The 17,649-nt window shown below is 72.0% G+C and carries 19 protein-coding genes; 7 read left to right on the top strand and 12 right to left on the bottom strand.

The window, feature by feature from the left end; all coding sequences use genetic code 11:
• Positions 1-73: 73 nt before the first annotated feature.
• The 3 genes from AB1673_12375 to AB1673_12365 are packed head-to-tail and all read right to left on the bottom strand — an operon-like array spanning position 74 to position 5,768.
• Positions 74-892, bottom strand: a complete 819-nt coding sequence (locus AB1673_12375; GenBank protein MEW6154771.1) for a DNA-formamidopyrimidine glycosylase family protein — start codon at positions 890-892, stop codon at positions 74-76.
• A gap of 6 nt (positions 893-898) precedes the next feature.
• Positions 899-5,467, bottom strand: coding sequence for a DEAD/DEAH box helicase (locus tag AB1673_12370; protein ID MEW6154770.1), 4,569 nt, complete (start codon positions 5,465-5,467; stop codon positions 899-901).
• A gap of 40 nt (positions 5,468-5,507) precedes the next feature.
• On the bottom strand, positions 5,508-5,768 hold the full coding sequence (locus tag AB1673_12365; GenBank protein MEW6154769.1) for a GlsB/YeaQ/YmgE family stress response membrane protein: 261 nt from the start codon (positions 5,766-5,768) through the stop codon (positions 5,508-5,510).
• Positions 5,769-6,175: 407 nt separating this feature from the next.
• Between AB1673_12365 and AB1673_12360 the strand changes: the two genes are divergently transcribed.
• The 6 genes from AB1673_12360 (at position 6,176) to AB1673_12335 (ending at position 9,466) form a co-directional block, all read left to right on the top strand.
• Entirely contained in the window at positions 6,176-6,730 is a 555-nt protein-coding gene (locus AB1673_12360) for a J domain-containing protein (protein MEW6154768.1), read from the top strand.
• A gap of 177 nt (positions 6,731-6,907) precedes the next feature.
• Complete coding sequence (locus AB1673_12355) at positions 6,908-7,171, top strand: hypothetical protein (GenBank protein ID MEW6154767.1); 264 nt, start codon at positions 6,908-6,910, stop codon at positions 7,169-7,171.
• 75 nt (positions 7,172-7,246) lie between these two features.
• Positions 7,247-7,627: a hypothetical protein gene (locus AB1673_12350; protein MEW6154766.1), complete on the top strand. Its 381-nt coding sequence runs from the start codon at positions 7,247-7,249 to the stop codon at positions 7,625-7,627.
• 6 nt (positions 7,628-7,633) lie between these two features.
• Positions 7,634-8,212, top strand: a complete 579-nt coding sequence (locus tag AB1673_12345; protein MEW6154765.1) for a hypothetical protein — start codon at positions 7,634-7,636, stop codon at positions 8,210-8,212.
• A gap of 75 nt (positions 8,213-8,287) precedes the next feature.
• Positions 8,288-8,812, top strand: coding sequence for a YceI family protein (locus AB1673_12340; GenBank protein ID MEW6154764.1), 525 nt, complete (start codon positions 8,288-8,290; stop codon positions 8,810-8,812).
• A 90-nt stretch (positions 8,813-8,902) separates the two neighbouring features.
• The gene (locus tag AB1673_12335; protein MEW6154763.1) at positions 8,903-9,466 is read left to right on the top strand and encodes a Uma2 family endonuclease; all 564 of its coding nucleotides are present in this window, start codon (positions 8,903-8,905) and stop codon (positions 9,464-9,466) included.
• Positions 9,467-9,486: 20 nt separating this feature from the next.
• Here the strand turns inward: AB1673_12335 and hypF are convergent, their stop codons facing one another.
• The 9 genes from hypF to AB1673_12290 form a co-directional block, all read right to left on the bottom strand.
• Positions 9,487-11,775: a carbamoyltransferase HypF gene (hypF, locus tag AB1673_12330; GenBank protein ID MEW6154762.1), complete on the bottom strand. Its 2,289-nt coding sequence runs from the start codon at positions 11,773-11,775 to the stop codon at positions 9,487-9,489.
• Positions 11,772-12,935 (bottom strand): hydrogenase expression/formation protein HypE, encoded by a 1,164-nt coding sequence (gene hypE, locus AB1673_12325; protein MEW6154761.1) that lies wholly within the window; start codon positions 12,933-12,935, stop codon positions 11,772-11,774. The genes hypF and hypE overlap by 4 nt, the downstream gene beginning before the upstream one ends.
• Before the next feature lie 6 nt (positions 12,936-12,941).
• Positions 12,942-14,084, bottom strand: a complete 1,143-nt coding sequence (gene hypD, locus AB1673_12320; protein ID MEW6154760.1) for a hydrogenase formation protein HypD — start codon at positions 14,082-14,084, stop codon at positions 12,942-12,944.
• Positions 14,081-14,473, bottom strand: coding sequence for a HypC/HybG/HupF family hydrogenase formation chaperone (locus tag AB1673_12315; protein MEW6154759.1), 393 nt, complete (start codon positions 14,471-14,473; stop codon positions 14,081-14,083). Before AB1673_12315 ends, hypD begins: the two co-directional genes overlap by 4 nt.
• Before the next feature lie 69 nt (positions 14,474-14,542).
• Complete coding sequence (locus tag AB1673_12310) at positions 14,543-14,914, bottom strand: PadR family transcriptional regulator (protein MEW6154758.1); 372 nt, start codon at positions 14,912-14,914, stop codon at positions 14,543-14,545.
• Positions 14,911-15,315, bottom strand: coding sequence for a hypothetical protein (locus tag AB1673_12305; protein ID MEW6154757.1), 405 nt, complete (start codon positions 15,313-15,315; stop codon positions 14,911-14,913). Before AB1673_12305 ends, AB1673_12310 begins: the two co-directional genes overlap by 4 nt.
• 119 nt (positions 15,316-15,434) lie before the next feature.
• Positions 15,435-16,205, bottom strand: a complete 771-nt coding sequence (locus AB1673_12300) for an AAA family ATPase (protein MEW6154756.1) — start codon at positions 16,203-16,205, stop codon at positions 15,435-15,437.
• Between the two features lie 55 nt (positions 16,206-16,260).
• Complete coding sequence (locus AB1673_12295; GenBank protein ID MEW6154755.1) at positions 16,261-16,641, bottom strand: PadR family transcriptional regulator; 381 nt, start codon at positions 16,639-16,641, stop codon at positions 16,261-16,263.
• Entirely contained in the window at positions 16,638-17,045 is a 408-nt protein-coding gene (locus AB1673_12290) for a hypothetical protein (protein ID MEW6154754.1), read from the bottom strand. The genes AB1673_12295 and AB1673_12290 overlap by 4 nt, the downstream gene beginning before the upstream one ends.
• Before the next feature lie 258 nt (positions 17,046-17,303).
• Between AB1673_12290 and AB1673_12285 the strand changes: the two genes are divergently transcribed.
• The coding region (locus AB1673_12285; GenBank protein ID MEW6154753.1) for a hypothetical protein at positions 17,304-17,649 on the top strand (346 nt) is incomplete at its 3' end.

Here is a 17,649-nt window from a genome sequence, read left to right as displayed (position 1 = left end):
TAGGAGGCGGTCCTCGGCCGCCTCCCCGGGCCGGTCGGGTCCGGCCACCGAGGCCCTGCGGCCAAGGCGGCTGTTACGAACCCTTCGGGCCCCTCGCGGCCCCCGGACCTTGTGGAGCCGGGGCGAGGGGCTGGCACCGGGGGCACCAGTAGGCGACCCGGGCCATCTCGCCTTGGCGGCGGGCCAGGACCGGGGCGCGGCACCGGGGGCAGGGGCGGCCCGCCCGGCCGTAGACCCACCGGTCCAGGCCTCGGCCGGTGAACGGCCCGAGCTGGGCCGACATGAGGCGGGCGGCCGTCGTGAACAACGAGCAGAGCTGGTCGTCGTCCAAGGCGGCCTGGGGCGTCCACGGGTTATGGCGCTCGGCGAACAGCGACTCGCAGCGCCAGATGTTGCCGATCCCGGCGGCGACCGTCTGGTCGAGGAGCAACTCGCCCAGCGCTACGCCCGGGGCGCCTGCCCGCGCCCGATCGCGGATCTCGTCGACGGCGAGGGGGACGGCCAGGATGTCGGGGCCGAGGCCGGCGAGGGCGCGATGTACCCGTTCGGCGCCGGGCCGCAGGAGCTCGACGACGGGGGCGTTGAAGCAGACGGCCACCCGGTCGCCGCACGTCACCGTCAGGCGGGCCTCGGAGCGGGGTCGCCGCCAGCGTTCGCCGGAACGGTAGACGTGCCACGAACCGGTCATCTTCATGTGGGTGTGCAGCACCTGCCCCGAGCCCAGGCGCACCAGCAGGTGCTTGCCCTGGGCCTCGACGGCCTCGACCCGCTGGCCAACCAGCCGGGCTGCCGGGAAGCCCTCGACAGTGGTCGTGGCCTCGGTGACGGCCCGCCCCGCCAGCCAGCGCCGGAGGGTGGCGGCACTGCGGAAGATCGTGTCGCCCTCAGGCAAGGGCCGTCACCCGTAGCGCACCAGGCCCTTGGGCGAGGGCACGAAGCCGGCGGCCCGCAGTGCCGGTTCGAGGGCCGGGTCGAAGCGCTGGAGGGCCAGGCGCTTGGCCCGGCCACCCTCCACCAGCGTGCCCAGGGCGTCGACCGCGGCCTGCTCCCACGAGCCGTCGAAGGCCCGCAAGGCGACCAGCGAGCGGCCCCCGCGCTCCAGGTAGAGCGACGGCCGGCCACCCATCAGCACGACGTAGGCGCCGGCCACCCGGCGGGCGACGGGCCGGCCCGCACCCGCCGGACCGTCACCGGGACCGGCCACCGCGGTGTCGGTGGTGGCGGGGGCGGGCCAGGGGAGGGCGACGCCGAAGGGGTTGGCCGGGTCGGTGGCCGCCAGCACGACGGCCGCCGGGGGCCCCGAGGGGGGGCGCTCCCGCAGGCGGTCGACGGCCCCGGGCAGGGCGAACTGGGCACCGCCCAGACCGGCCACGAAGTAGCCCCGGCGGGCCCGGCCGGCCTCCTCCAAGGCCCGCAGAACGGAGTAGACGGACGCGTACCCGCCCGCGTGGCCCTCGCCCCGGACGGCTTCGCGGGTGAGCACGCCGTGGCGTTCGAGCAGGACAGCGGCCAGCGCCCGGCTGCGCTCGGTGGCCGACACCCCGCTCCCGCCGTCGGAGGCTGACCCCCCCGACCAGGCGCCCAGGTCGGCGTCGACCAGCGACCACCGGCCCTGAGCGGTGGGGGGGCCGAGCACGGTGAGCGACCCGAGGTTGGGGCGCCCCCGCCGGGCCCCCGCCCCGCGGGCCCCGCTCCCACCCCCGTGCCGGCCGCCCGAGCCGGTGAACGCCCGCAGGGCGGCGAACGAGTCGTTGGTCACCTCGCCGGCCCACACCAGGTCCCACAGGGCGTCGAGGGTCTGGCGCTCGTCGGTTCCCCGCAGGTCGCCGAAGAAGCAGGCTCCGCGGCGGGCCAAGACCGCCCGGAGCCGGTCGTGCTCGGGGCCCGCGGGCCGGTCCTCGTCGGCCGGCAGCGGTGGGCGCAGGGCGGCGGCCTCGTCCCGCAGCAGCACGATCACCTTGCCGTCGTCGCGCCCCAGCGGTCCCGCCCCCAGCCACACGACCTGGCCGGCGGCCGCCAGTTCGTCGAGCCACCGGGGGGAGTAGTCGTGCACCCGGGAGGCCAGCACGTCGCGTTCGAGCACCGACGCGGGGATGGCCACCCCCTGGAGCTGGGCCACCACCTCGACGAGGCGGTCGAGGCCGCGCGCCTGGCTGCCGACGCCGTGCCAGGAAGGCAGGAACCGGGCCAGGGCCTCGGCCTCGACGGGCTCCACCTCCCGGCGCAGGGCGGCCAGCGAGCGCTGGCGCAGCCGCCGCAGCACTTCGGGGTCGCACCACTCCCGGGCCGTGCCGCCGGGCCGGAACTCCCCCCGCAGGAGCAAGCCGCGGTCGGCCCGTTCCCGCAGGACGGGTTCGACGGCGGCCGCCGGCAGGCCATAGCGGGCCGCCGGTTCGGCCGTCACGAACGGGCCCCGGCCCCGGGCCCAGCGGGCCAGGAGCGTGCCCAGGGGGTCCTCGACGGGTACGAGGAAGGCGTCGGGCAGCCCGGCCGGGGGCTGGACGCCCAGGCCGTCGCGATAGCGGCCGGCGTCTTCGGCGGCGATGAGGCGGGCCTCGCCCGCGATGCGGACCTCGGCGGCCCGCCGCTCGGCCACCAGGGCGGGTGCGAAGTCGGCCACCGACCGGGCCCGGAGCTCGCCCGGCGTGAGGTCGCCGAGGCGGCGCAGCAGGTCGTGGGCCGCGTCGGCGTCGGCCGCCCACCGGTCCTCGTCGATGTGCTGGAGGTCGGCCTCCAGCCCGGCCAGGGCTTCGGGGGAGATCAGCTCCCGCAGGTCCTCCGAGCCCAGCAGCTCGGCCAGCAGGCCCCGGTCGAGGGTGAGGGCCTGGGCCCGGCGCTCGGCGATGGGGGCGTCGCCTTCGTAGAGGAACGAAGCCACGTAGGCGAAGGCCAGCGACTGGGCGAAGGGGGACGGACGCAGGGTGTCGACCGAGACGACCCGGGTGGTGCGCTGGCGGACCGACCCCATGAGCTCGACCAGGGCGGGCAGGTCGAACACGTCCCGCAGGCACTCGCGGTAGGTCTCGAGCAGGATGGGGAACGTCCCGTGGCGCGAGGCCACGGCCAGCAGGTCGGCGGCCCGCTGGCGCTGCTGCCACAGGGGCGTGCGGGAGCCCGGTCGGCGCCGGGGCAGCAGCAGGGCGCGGGCGGCGTTCTCCCGGAAGCGGGTGGCGAACAGGGCCGAGCCCGCCAGCTCGGCCACCACGAGCTCCTCGACCTCCTCGGGGTCGAGCAGGACCGACTCCACCGGCGGGGCCTCGTCGGCCTCCGGGAGGCGGACCACCAGGCCGTCGTCGCTCCACATCGTCTGGACCTCGACGCCCAACCGGGAGCGGACCTTGGCTTCCACGGCCAGCGCCCACGGGGCGTGGACGCGCCCGCCCAGCGGTGACAGCACGCACACCCGCCAGTCGCCGAGCTCGTCCCGGAAACGCTCCACCACGATCTGGCGGTCGGTGGGCAGGGCGCCGGTGACGGCCACCTCGTCGGCCAGGTAGGAGCGCAGGTTGCGCACGGCCAGGGGGTCGAGCGAGCACTCCTCGGCCAGCCGTTCGTCGGTCCACGTGCCCACCTCGCCCAGGAAGGCCCCGATGGCCCGCCCCAGCTCGGCCGGCCGCCCCACCCGGTCCCCGTGCCAGAAGGGCATCTTGCCGGGTTCGCCCGGGGCCGGGGTCACCACCACCCGGTCGCGGGTGATGTCCTCGATGCGCCACGTGGTCGCCCCCAGGACGAACGTCTCCCCGGGCCGGCTCTCGTAGACGAACTCCTCGTCGACCTCGCCCACGCGGCCCAGGGCCGAGCCCCCGCTCCCGGCGGCGGCCGCCGTGAACACCCCGAACAGGCCCCGGTCGGGGATCGTGCCGCCCGAGACCACGGCCAGCATCCGCGCCCCCCGGCGGGCCCGCAGCGTGCCTTCGACCCGGTCCCATACGAGGCGGGGCCTCAGCTCGGCGAACTCGTCCGACGGGTAGCGGCCGGCCAGCATGTCGAGGACCCCCTCGAGCACGGGGCGGGTGCACTCGGCGAACGGTTCGGCCCCGGCCACCACCGCGGCCACCTCGTCGACGGTCATGTCGTCCATGGCCACCATGGCCACGATCTGCTGGGCCAGCACGTCCACGGGGTTGCGGGGCACCCGGGTCTGCTCGATGAGCCCGGCCTTCATGCGCTGGACGACCACGGCCGCCTCGACCAGGTCGCCCCGGAACTTGGGGAAGATGCGGCCCCGGGACGCCTGGCCCACCTGGTGGCCGGCCCGGCCCACCCGCTGGAGCCCGCTGGCCACCGAGGTGGGCGACTCCACCTGCACGACCAGGTCGATGGCACCCATGTCGATGCCCAGCTCCAGGGAGCTGGTGGCCACCAGGGCCGGCAGCTTGCCCGCCTTGAGGGCGTCCTCGATCTCCAGCCGTTGCTCGCGTGCCACCGACCCGTGGTGCGCCCGCACGAGGTCTTCTCCGGCCAGCTCGTTGAGCCGGTTGGCCAGCCGTTCGGCCAGCCGCCGGGAGTTGACGAAGACCAGCGTCGAGCGGTGGGACCGGATCAGCTCCAACAGCACGGGGTGAACGGCCGGCCAGAAGGAGTGGCGCACTTCGGGGTCGCCGGCCGCCGGCCCCGACAGCAGGGCCTCGTGGCCGCCACCGCCGGTTCCGCCCGTTCCGCCGGTGCCCACGGGCCGGCCCAGCTCGCCTGTGCCCACGGGCCGGCCCAGCTCGGCCATGTCCTCGACGGGCACGATGACCCGCAGGTCGAGGGTCTTGCGGGCCCCGGCGTCGACCACGGTGACCGGCCGCCGGGTACCGGTGCCATCGCGGCCCCCCAGGAAGCGGGCGATCTCGTCCAGGGGGCGCTGGGTGGCCGACAGGCCGATGCGCTGGGGGGCGGGGTGGGCGGCCAGGGAGACGAGGCGCTCCAGCCGTTCCAGGGACAGGGCCAGGTGGGCACCCCGCTTGGTCCCGGCCACCGAATGGATCTCGTCGACGATCACGTGCTCGACCCCGGCCAGCACCTCGCGGGCCGCGGACGTGAGCATGAGGTACAACGACTCGGGCGTGGTGATGAGGATGTCGGGCGGGTGGCGGGCGATGTCGCGCCGGTCGGCCGCCGGTGTGTCACCGGTGCGGGTGGCCACCTTCACGGCCGGCACGGCCAGCCCCCTACGGCCGGCTTCGACGGCCATGCCCGCCAGCGGGGCCCGCAGGTTGCGCTCAACGTCGTAGGTCAGGGCCTTGAGCGGGGAGATGTACAGCACCCGGCAGCGCCCGGCGGTGCCCGCCGTCGTGGCCAGCCGGTCAAGGGCCCACAGGAAGGCGGCCAGGGTCTTGCCCGAGCCGGTGGGCGCCAGCACCAGGGTGTGCTCACCCCGGCTGATGGCGTCCCAGCCCTGCTCCTGGGCCGGGGTGGGGGCCTCGAACGTCGCCTCGAACCACGCCCGGGCCACGGGCGAGAACCGGTCGAGCGAAGCCACGGAGCCAGGCTACGGCCCCCCCGGCCAGGGCGGGCAGGGATCAGCCGTAGACCCGGCGGCGGGTGAGGGCCCAGACGACGACCATGGCGCCCAGGACCGACATGATCCAGCCCGGCGTGTAGCCCTCGCCCCACAGGAGCTTGCCCACGAACCCTCCGAGGAAGGCACCGGCCACGCCCGCGGCCATCGTCCCCAGCAGGCCCATGGGGCTCGGGCCGGGGACCAGGAGGCGGGCGATGGCCCCCACGATGAGGCCGAACAGCGCCAGACCCAGCAGGTAGAGGACCAGTGACTCGTTCATAGCTGGGGTGTTCCCAGGTCCCCCCGGGCCCACACCCGGGGCTTCGCTGGGACGGCTCGCCGCGACGGTGAGATACTGGCGCCATGGAGAAGACCCAAGCTGATGGCATCATCTCTCAGAGCCGGTGCGCCATGTGCAACCGTGGGGTCTACATCGACGCAAAGCACGGCCGGATCACGTGCAGCGGCTGCGACATGTACATCGAAGGTTGCCTGTGCCCCATCGAGGCTCCGGCCCCTCGCTGACGGGCCGCGGCGGGCGGGACGGGGGGCATCTCGGTGCGGTGCCGGCGACGGATAGGTTCTAGTGGTCCTGCCGGGGCGGTGCAGGGTTTGAGTGGAGGACAGGGAGTTGCGCGTCACCGAGCAGTCGTCCGAGGTGGGTAGCGGTCCTGAGGGGGCCGCCCGATGAAGCCCTGGGAGGTCCTTGGGGTCCCCCAGCGGGCCACCCGCGCCGAGATCACCACCGCGTACCGCACGCTGGCCTACATCTTCCACCCCGACCGGTTCGTCGACGCTCCCGACCCGGTCAAGGACGAGGCCCAGCGCCGGATGGCCCAGCTCAACAAGGCCTACGACCTGGCCAAGCGGGGCCGCAAGGACGAGGTCACCTACAACATCGTGGCCGACGAGCGGGCGGCGGCCGAGCGCATGGCCCGGGCCCGGGCGCAACCGGCCTGGCAGGACGTGGTGCGCGAGCGGGCGCGGGCCGAGGCCAAGGCCAAGCAGGAGCGCGAGGCCCGCGAGCGGGCCATGGTCAACGGCCAGGCCCGGTCCCGCCCCAAGCCCAAGGTGCGCAACGGCCCTTCGATAATGGCGGGGGCGGGCGAGGCCGTGCACACCGGCAAGATCTTCTGCCGGAGCTGCAAGAGCATCCAGTGGCTGCCCGCGGAGTGGCGCGAGGCGCTCACCACGACCGACTTCTACTGCTCGGTCTGCGACAAGATCATCCTGTCGCGCTGACCCTTTTCTGCTCCGGCACATCTAAGTGTGCTGAACAGATAGAAGTCATAGGCATAAAGCGACGTCGCATATTAAGCAACAACTAGATGTCTGTGACACTATCGCCATGCCCGTTTGGTGGCCTACTATCGCCACGTCAGTTTTGGAACCGACCGTTCTCTCTCTAGGAGCCGACGCGTGGTCTGGTGGTGGATCGGAAACATCCTGCTCATCGGGGTCGTGGCCCCGGCCGTTGTGTACTTCCTCAACAAGGTCTGGCGGCCCATCAAGGAGATCGACGCCTACGTTCAGGACATCTTGGAGCACGGCGTGCTCCTGACGGGCACGCTCGACTGCGTGCCCAACCTGATCCGCACGTGCGAGCTGTCGGGCACGGCCCGGCTCAACGTCACGCGCTACGGCCTCGCCTTGGCCCGCCTCCTGCCCGTCGAGGAGGACTGACCGGCCCGGCGCCGTCGTCCGGCATCACAAGCAAGTCATGAGAACTCAGGTCATGGGAACAAGGGGGAACTCAGGTTGTCTGTAGCGTCGATCGTCCTCTTCATCGGGATCGCGGTAGCGGTGGCGATCATCGCCCTCTACCTGATCGCCGTCGCCTGGACCCTCAACCGGGTCACCTTCACCCTGGGCACGGTGATCGTGGGCGTGAAGTCCATCTGCAAGCAGGTCGAGCCCGTCCCCAAGTACGTGGGCATCATCCTCAACGACGTCATGGCCATCGACCAGGCGGCCAAGCAGCTCCTGGCCTGGGGCCTCGAGCCCGAGGACATGATCGTCGACCCTCGGATCGCCAAGATGACCCTGCAACTGCAGGATGTCGACGACGACGAGGAAGCAGCCGGTACGCAGCCGGGCTCGAGCGGGTTCCGCCGGGCCTGGGCAGAGCAGCACGGGTAGGTCACGATGGCCGACGAAGAACAAGCATGGGCCGAGATGGCGGCGCAAGGGGGCGGTGGCACGACCACGATGTCCCCACCGACGACGTCCCCACCGGCGATGCCCCCGCCCAGTTCACCCCCGCCTGAGCAGGCCCAGGCCCAGGCGGCCCCGGTCCAGCCCGAGAGCGGCAAGCGGCGCAAGAAGGAGAAGGCCCCCAAAGCCCCCAAAGAGGCGCGGGCGCGGGCTCCCCGGAGCTCGGGAGGACCGATGGCCGAGGACAAGGACTGGGTCCTGAGCCTCAGCGAGGACGGCCCCAGCCGCCAGGAGCTCGAGCAGATGGCGGCCGCCGAGCTGTTCGCCGCGCTGGCCCCGTCCTACGACCTGCTCCACGCCGAGGTGCCCGACGCGGCGTCGCCCGACGACGCCGTCCGCAAGATCGAGAGCAAGCTGGGGCCGGCCCCGTCGGACACCGACGCCGACTTGCCCTCGCACCCGATCTGGCAGGGCGATGCCCTCGTCTACCAGCAGCTCAAGCGCCACTATGGGAGGCCCCACCAGGGCTCGTCGTTCAAGCGCTCCTGGTACCCCCTCAGCGGGGGCTGAGGCCGGCCCCGCTTTCGCGCCTTATAAGATCACCATCCCGCGGCAGAGTGCCGCCTAATAGGGGGTGATCGACGAGTGGCCAAGTTCACGTGGACGTCCGAAAGCGTCGTGGAGCTGAATGCCGATTCGAGCGTGCATCCGATCCACGGGGAGATCAGAAATCTCCGCGGTGAGGCCAATGTCGACGTGGTCGACGGCAAGCTGGCTCCGGGCCCTGGCGCATCCGCCTGGATCGAGGCCGACGTCGACCAACTCGGCACGGGCAAGAAGCTCGAGGACATGGCGCTGCGCAAGCAGATCGACGCCAAGAAGTACCCCAACGTGCGCTACGAGCTGCGCAGCGTGGAGGGCGGCCCCGACAGCTTCAAGGTAGCCGGGGCCTTCACCTTCCACGGAGTGAGCCAGGACTTCGTCGAGGAGGTCCAGGCGTCGCTCAACGGCGGCCGCCTGCAGGTCGAGGCCGAGCACACCTTCGACATCCGCGACTTCGGGGTCCAGCCGTTCAAGGTCCCGGTGATCAACCTGCAGATCAAGCCCGAGGTCAAGCTGGTGGTACGCCTCGTCGGCACCGAGTCGGCCGGCGGCGGGGGCTGGGGCTAGCCCCGGCCTGCGGTTCCGGCGCACCGGGCGGTGCCATTGGCCCGCCCGGTGCGTCTGCTTTCGTGTATTCTCATGTAGGTGAGAGCAGTGATGGTCATGGTCCCACCTGACCTCCTAGAAGAGCGGCGGCGCACAGGCGCCGACCGCTGGGACGAGATGTGGGACGGGGTGCTCCATATGGTGCCGGCACCGAGCGGGCCCCACCAGCGGTTCACGACCAGGCTGGCGGCAGTGCTGGGCCCGGCGGCCGAGGGCCGGGGCCTGACTTTCTCCCACGGGACCGAGCTCTACCGGCCCGGGGTGGGCCGCCCCGACCACCGCATCCCCGACTTGGCCGCCTACCGGCGCGAGCACGCCACCGAGCGGGGGATCGAGGGCCGGGCCGAGCTGGTGGTCGAGGTCCGCTCACCTGGCGACGAGACCTACGACAAGTTCGGCTTCTACGCCGAGATGGGCGTGGATGAGGTCCTGGTCGTCGACCCGGCCACGTGCGTTGCCGAGATGTTCGTCCTCGAGGGCGCCTCCCTGGTCACCGGGCCACTGCGCTGCGAGGTGCTGGGCTTGACGTTCGCCTCGGCCGCCACCCCCGCCGGCCCCGTCCTGCGGGTGACCGGCGCCGACGGAGCGGTCACCGAGGTCCACGGCCGGCCCTGACCTGACCAGGCCAGGGGGCTTCAGGTCGAGGCGGCGGCGATGGCGGCCTGGCCCACGCTGACGCCGCCGTCGTTGGGGGGCAGGCGGCGATGGACGAGGGGGGTGAGCCCGGCTTCGGTGAGCCCGCCGGCCACGACGGCGGTCAGGCGGGCGTTCTGGAACACGCCGCCCGACAGGGCGACGGTGCCCAGCCCGTGGGCCCTGCTCAGCCGGGTACAGGCGGCCACCACCGCTTCCCCCAGGGCCCGGTGGAAGCCGGCGGCGATGAGCGGGAGCGCCGTCCCCCGGTCGCGCTCGGCCACGACCCGGGCCAGCAGGGGGGAGGGGTCGATGCGCACCAGGTCGCCGTCGTGCACCTCGACCGGCCAACCCGCCGGTGCCTCGGCCACGGGCACCGTCGTGGCCAGCGCTTCGAGGGCGATGGCCGCCTGGGCCTCGTAGGTCACCCGGGGGTGGAGGCCCAGCAGGGCGGCCACCGCGTCGAACAGCCGGCCCGCGCTGGTCGTGAGCAAGGCGTCGGGTTTCTCGGCCAGGGCCAGGACGGCCCGCCAGCGGTCGTCGACGGCCCGGCCGAACCGCTCGGCCTCGTCGCGACCCAGGGCGTGGTCGGCCCACACGGTGGCCATGCGCCACGGCTCGCGCACCGCCAGGTTGCCGCTCACCAGGGGCACCGGCTCGAGGTGGCCCACCCGCTGGAAACCCCGCAGGTCGGCCACCAGGAGCTCGCCGCCCCAGATGGTGCCGTCGGTGCCCATGCCCAGCCCGTCGAAGGCCACCCCGAGCACGGGCTCCCCCGGGGCACGGCCGTGCTCGGCCAGGCAGGCGGCGATGTGGGCGTGGTGGTGCTGCACCCCCAGCAGGGCCACGTCGTCGAGGTCGGTGGCGAACTTGGTCGAGAGGTATTCGGGGTGCAGGTCGTGGGCCACGACCTCGGGGGTCACGCCCGTCAGGTGGCACAGGTGGCCGACGGCCTGGAGGAACGACCGGTAGGCGGCCAGGTGCTCGAGGTCGCCGATGTGATGGCTGGCCACCACGTTGTCGCCCTTGGCCACGGCTACCGTGTTCTTCAGCTCCGCCCCCACGGCCAGGACGTGGCGGGACGTGGCCTGGCGCAGGCGTACGGGCTCGGGGGCGTAGCCCCTCGAGCGCCGGACCATCTGCACGAAGCCCTCGGGCTCACCAGCGGGGCCCTCGGGACCCATGGGCACGTCTCGTACGACCGAGTCGTCGCAGCGGATGTGGATGGCCCGGTCGTGGGTGAGGGCCCCGTCGACCAGCGGACCGAGGCGCTCGCGAGCGTCGGGATCCTCGTGGGCGATGGGCTCGTCGGACAGGTTGCCGCTGGTCATGACCAGGGGCCGCCCCACCTGGGCCAGCAGCAGGTGGTGCAGGGGCGTGTAGGGCAGCATCAGGCCCAGCTCGGGTAGGCCGGGTGCCACCCCGGCGGCCACGGCCGCACCCGGGCGCCGGGGGGCGAGCACGATCGGGCGCCTCACCGAAGCCAAGGTTTGCGCGGCTGCCGGCGATAGCTGGCACAGGGCGCGGGCGGCCTCCAGGTCGGGGACCATGACGGCGAAGGGCTTGTCGTCGCGGGCCTTGCGCGTGCGCAGGTCGGCCACGGCCCGCTCGCTGGTGGCGTCGCACGCCAGGTGGTAGCCGCCCAGTCCCTTCACGGCCAGCACCCGGCCCGCGACCAGGTCGGCGGCCGCCCCGGCCAGGGCCTGGTCGCCGTGGAGGTCGCCGTAGGAGAGGTGGGGCCCGCACGCCGGGCAGGCCACCGGTTCGGCGTGGAACCGCCGGTCGGCCGGGTCCTCGTACTCCCGGCGGCAGTCGGCGCACATGGCGAAGGGCGCCATGGTGGTCGCCGCCCGGTCGTAGGGGATGGACTCGATGATCGTGTAGCGGGGCCCGCAGTTCGTGCAGTTGACGAACGGGTAGCGGTAGCGGCGGTCGGCCGGGTCGGCCATCTCGGCCAGGCAGTCGTCGCACGTCGCCACGTCGGCGGGCACGGCCACCGCGGGTGCCCCCCCGGACCGGCTGTCGACGATGCGGAACCCGGGCCCGGTGCCCACACCGGCGACGTCAGTGGCTTCCAGTGACTCGACGAGGGCCAGCGGGGGAGCCTCGGCCACGATCCGCCGGGCCAGCGCGTCGAGGGCCTCGGGCGGCCCGGAGGCCTCGATCAGTACGCCCAGGCTGTCGTTGGAGACCTCGCCGACAAGGCCGAGCTCGATGGCCAGGCGGTAGACGAAGGGGCGGAACCCGACGCCTTGGACGGTGCCGGTGACGCGGAACCGGCGGGACGTCAGCAGATGCGGGGCAGGGGGTCGCCCACCAGCATGTCCACGATGCGGTTGCCCCCGAAGTGGGTGTTGAGGATCACGATGCCGGGCGGGTCGTCGCGGATCTCGCCGATGACCGCGGCGTCGGCCCCCACCGGGTGGGCGCGCATGGCGGCCAGCGCGGCGTCGGCCTCCCCGGGCGGCACGACGGCCACCAGGCGGCCTTCGTTGGCCACGTAGAGGGGGTCGATGCCCAGGATCTCGCACGCCCCGTTGACGATGTTGCGCACGGGGATGGCCGACTCCTGGAGCACGACCGACACCTCGGCGGCCCGGGCCAGCTCGTTGCAGACGGTGGCCACGCCCCCCCGGGTCGGGTCGCGCAGGAACCGGGTGTTGGGCGCAGCCGCCAGCAGGGTCTCGACCAGGCCGTTGAGGGGAGCGGTGTCCGAGGGGATGTCGGCCTCCAGGGCCAGGTCGCCACGGGCGATGAGAACGGCCACCCCGTGGTCGCCGATCTTGCCCGACACCAGGACCTTGTCCCCGGGCTGGACCAGCGACGGGTCGAGGCGTACGCCCTCGGGGATCAGGCCGACGCCCGCGGTGTTGATGTACACCCCGTCGCCCGCCCCCTTGTTGACCACCTTGGTGTCCCCGGTCACGATCTCGACGCCTGCGGCCACGGCCGCCTCGCGCATGTCGGCCACGATGTCGCGCAGCTCCTCTATGGAGAAGCCGTCTTCGAGGATGAACCCGGCCGACAGCCACTGGGGCCGGGCTCCCATCATCGACAGGTCGTTTACCGTGCCGTGGACCGCCAGGTGGCCGATGGAGCCCCCCGGGAACCGGGCCGGCTTGACCACGTAGGAGTCGGTGGAGAAGGCCAGGCGCTCGCCCGAGGGCAGGGTGAGCACGGCCCCGTCGGCCATCGTCTCCAGCGTGGGGTTGCGGAACGCCTCCAGGAACACGGCGTCGATGAGGGCGGCCGACGCCTTGCCCCCGGCCCCGTGGGCCGAGTTGATGAAGTCGTCGCGCAGCTTGGGACGCCGCCGCCGGAAGGCCTCGATGCGCTCCAGGACTATGTCTTCCGGAGCCACCCCGTCTTCCGGAGCCACCCCGTCTTCCGGAGCCACCCTGTCGTGGCCCGTGCCGTCAGCGTCCCCCGAGCCGTCCCCCCCGTCGGCCATCGGGGGCTAACCGACCTTGACGGGGATCGTCGCCTGCTTGGTGAAGCGGCCGTAGTTGTAATAAGCGGCGCACGCGCCCTCGGAGGAGACCATGCAGGTGCCGATGGGGGTCTCAGGGGTGCAGGCCGTGCCGAACACCTTGCACTCCCACGGCTTGATGACGCCCTTGAGGACCTCGCCGCACTGGCACGCCTTGGGGTCGGCCACCCGCACGCCCGGCACCTCGAACTTCAGCTCGGCGTCGAAGGCGGCGTAGCTCTCACGCAGCTTGAGGGCCGACTGGGAGATGAAGCCCAGGCCCCGCCACTCGAAGTGGGGGCGCAGCTCGAAGACCTCGCGGATGACCCCGAGGGCCTTGGGGTTGCCGGCATCGACGACGGCCCGGGTGTACTGGTTCTCGACCTCGCACCGGCCCTCGTCGATCTGGCGGCACAGCATGACGATGGCCTGGAGGATGTCGAGGGGCTCGAACCCGGCGGTGACCAGCGGCTTGCCGTAGACCCCGGGCACGAACCGGTAGGGGTGGTTGCCGATCACGGTGGAGACGTGGCCTGGGCCCAGGAAGCCGTCGAGGCGCAGGTCGGGCGACTCCAAGATGGCCTTGAGGGGCGGCACGATCGTGACGTGGTTGCAGAAGACCGAGAAGTTGCGCACGCCCTTCTCCTTGGCCTTGAGCAGGGTCACGGCCGTGGACGGGGCCGTGGTCTCGAAGCCGACGGCGAAGAACACGACCTCGCGGTCGGGGTTGGCCATGGCGATGCGCAGGGCGTCGAGGGGGGAGTAGACCATGCGCACGTCGGCGCCCTGGGCCTTGGCCTCGAGCAGGTTCTCGGAACCGCCCGGCACCCTCATCATGTCGCCGAACGACGTGAAGATCGTGCCCGGGGTCTTGGCCACGGCGATGGCGTCGTCGACCCGGCCCATGGGGATGACGCACACCGGGCACCCGGGCCCGTGGACGAGCTCGACCGAGGGGGGCAGCACGTTCTCGATGCCGTGCTTGTAGATGGTGTGGGTGTGGCCACCGCACACCTCCATGAACTTCAGGTGATGGCCCTTGGCCTCGGCGATGGAACCGGCCACCCGGTCGATCTCGGCCACGCACGCCCGCGCCGCGACCGGGTCGCGGTACTCGTCGACGAACCTCACGATGCCACCTGTGCGGCGCCTGCGCCGGGTGCCACCTGTGCGGCCCCTGCGCCGGGTGCCACCTGTTCGGAAGCCCCCGGGGCGGCCTTGCCGGCGGCATGGAACTCGGTTGGGTCGGTGCCGCTGGACGCGAACTGGGCCAGCTCGTCGTCGTAGAGGCTCCCGAGGTCCTTGATGAAGGCCAGGGTGCGGGCCGCCTCCTCCTCGTCGATACGGGACATCGCGAACCCGACGTGGATCAGGACCCAGTCTCCGATCTTGATGCCGCCGGCTTCACCCTCGACGAGGTGGATGTTGATCTCGCGCCTGACACCGTCGACGTCTGCGATCGCACGGTGCTCGGCGAGGTCAACGATCTCGACGAGCTTTCCGGGGATACCGAGACACATACGCGCACCTCATTCGTTCGGGACCGGGGCCGCCGCTGGCTTTCAACTCATTCTCGCACCCCGGCGGGGTTAGTGAGCACTCGACTTGGCGGGCAGCTCGTCGTAGCGGTCGAGCAGGCTGACCAGGATCTCGCGAACGTCCCGCAGGGAGCCGACCGACACCTCCAGGGCAGCGGCCCCTTCGTCGGTGAGCACGTAGGTGCGCCGGGCCGGGCCAGCCTGGGAAGGCTCCCACCACGAGCTGACCAGCTCCTCCTTCTCCATCGACCGTAGGTAGCGGTAGAGACCGCCGGGTTCGGCGCCCTTGATCCCCATGTTGCGGACGTGCTCGAGCAGCTCGTAGCCGTGGGACGGGCCCTCGGCCAGCAGCAGCAGCAGGCAGGGCTTGAGGTAGTGGCGGGGCAGGGCACCGTTGGTGTCCCGGCTGGTTGCGGGGCTCATGGGTTGCGGCTCTTCCTCTCTGTGGGGGTCGGCCGTTCTTTCTGGGAGGAGCACGCCTGGGCCTCCTCGTCGGACATCTGGCACCAGCACTCCGGGCTGCACTGGCCGTGGACGGGCTTGAGCAGGTCGCTGAAGGCGCAGAGGTACTCCTCCTCGCCCTCGACCAGCCCCTGCTCGGACAGGGCGAACCAATCGCCGTCTCTCACCACCAGACCGTCCTCGACCAGGTTCTCGAGGTAACCGAGCCCCACCTTGGCGTCCAGGCCCAGGTAACGCCGCAGCATCGGGGCGTCGACCAGGTCACCGAAGCCCTCGCCCCGCAGCCAGTACATGAGCCGCAGGATCTCGCTTCGCCAGTAGAGGGCCCGCAGGCCCTCGGACTTGGGTGAGTAAGTGCTCATTCGCAAGGTGGCCGGTGGATAGAGACAGGATACATCTACCGGAGGGGTCCCCGGCATGACTTTCCCGCGACTTCGCCGACCGCCACCTGGCCTGGGGCCGCCGTCGGGCTATCCGCCGATCAGTCGCTCAGGGCGGTAACCCGGTCGGCGACCTTGGCCACGGCCGAGATGAACGGGTCGCTGGGCTCGTAGTCGAGCACCGGGACCCCCTCCTTGTCGGCGTTGATGGCGGCCTCGCTCCACGGTAGCTCGCCGTCGAGGTTGAGCCCGACCATCTCGCAGTACTCCCGGATGGCCTCGGCGTCGCGGGCGTTGCGCAGCTTGTTGGCCACCACGGCCACCCGGCGGATGGGAAGCTCGGCGGCCAGGGCAGCCATGCGCTTGGCTGTCTCGTAGGACCGGTAATAAGGCTCGACGATCAGGAACAGGGCGTCGACGTTGCGGGTGGTGCCCCGGCTCAGGTGCTCGGGCGAGGCCTCGAGGTCGAGCACGGTCACCGAGTCCTCCCGGTCGGCGATGTCGTTCATCAGCCCGGCCACGGTGGCGTGGGACGTGCACAGGCAGCCCTCGTCGGCGTGCTTGGGCAGGCACATCATCAGCACCCGCACCTGGTCGGGAGCGGGGATCGAGTGATCGGCCAGCACCTTGTCGATCGGGTCCTTGAGGGCGGGGCCCCCCATCCTGCGCGAGACCAAGGTTATGGGCAGGGGCTGCTGGGACTCGGCCAGCTCTCTGTCGACCCCCAGGGCGACGGCCACGTTGGGGTTGCTGTCGCCGTCGATCACGATCACGTCGCGGCCCTGGCGGGCCAGCAGCCTCGACAGGGTGGCCGAGAACGTGGTCTTGCCGGCACCGCCTTTGCCCGCCACTGCGATTCGGAGAGAGCTCATGTGTTCACCAGCGTACGCGCCGGGGCGGATTGTTCCCGCCCGCGGGGCGTGGTCGCTATGACAGGGACTGCTCGACCGGCACTGTGTCGACGATGCGGTCGTAGCGGTCGAGGTAGGTGGTCAGGTAACGCCGGCCCTCGCGCAGGGCGCCGGCCCAGGCGTGAAGCCAGTCGATGCCGTCCTCGGTGAGGCGGTAGCTACGGCGCGCCGGCCCGGCCGACGAGTGCTCCCACCACGACTCGACCAGCCCGTCCTTCTCCATCACCCGCAGGGCCCTGTAGAGCCCGCCCGGGTCGACGTTGCGCAGGCCGAGGTGGCCGATCTGCTCGAGCAGGTCGTAGCCGTGGGCCGGCGTCTCGGCGATCAGCAGCAACAGGCTGGCCCGTAGGTAGTTGCGGGGCAGACCACCCTGGGCCTCGTCGTTGCTGAGTTTCATCGGCTGGCCTCCTGGGAGAGCTCGAACGCTGGACAACCCTCGGTGCAGTCGCTGTCGACTCCCTCAGGGGGGAAGCAGTGCGGGCAGTCGGGCCCGCATTCTCCGTGAGCCTGGTTGGTCAGGTCGTCGAAAGCGATCGCGAACTCCAACCCAGCTTCGCGCTTGCCGAGCTCGGACAGGGTGTAAAGATCGCCGATCCGGTCGATGAGGCCCTCTTCGACGAGCTGGTCGAGGTAGTCGATACCTACTTCGGCATCGACGCCCAGGAAGCGCTCGATGAGGCCGGCGTCGACCTCCTCGCCGAAGCCCTCGCCCCGGAGCCAGTACATGACCTGGAGGATCTCGCTCCGCCAGAACATGGACTTCAGAGCGCCGCAGTGCGGTGCGTCCAGCGTCTCGCTCACCAGCGAACCTCCCCTCGGGATTTGCCCACCCGGCGCTACACTGCTACCTGACGGGCGGGCCAGATAGGTGTAGTCTACCTCTAGTTTCGACCCAAAAGGGGGGGTCTGACCAAGATGGCGACCGGAAGTGCGGGCAAGGGTTCTGGGCAGTCGACCACTCGGCGTCTTCCTAAGGACACTCGGGGTAAGGTTAGCGGAGGCGAGGCGGCTGGGCTCGACATAGCCGGGTCGGCCGGGTCGGCCACGGGCAGCTCCATCATGCCCGCCGGCGGGGGCTACCTCGACTGGCGCCAGAACCCGCTCGACCCCATGGCCCCCATCGGGGTGCGTTCGCGTGCGGTAGAGCCCGACACGTCCAAGGTCCGCCTGGGCCCGCTGGAGAAGATCTACCTGATCTGGATGGTGGGCGGCTCGTGCGACGGGTGCTCGGTGGCGGCCACCGGGGCCACCCACCCCCGGCTCGAGCACCTGCTGGCCGGCATCATCCCCGGCCTGCCCAGGGTCGAGCTCATCCACACGGTCGTGTCCGTCGAGTGCGGCGCGGAGTGGACCCACAACCTGTTCATGGCCGAGCGGGGCGAGCTCGACGCCCCCTACCTGGTCT

This window comes from Actinomycetota bacterium (assembly GCA_040754375.1).
Classification (GTDB): domain Bacteria; phylum Actinomycetota; class Acidimicrobiia; order Acidimicrobiales; family AC-14; genus JBFMCT01.
The sequence above is the reverse complement of the archived record's forward strand: the minus strand, read 5'-3'. Positions and strand labels throughout refer to the sequence as shown.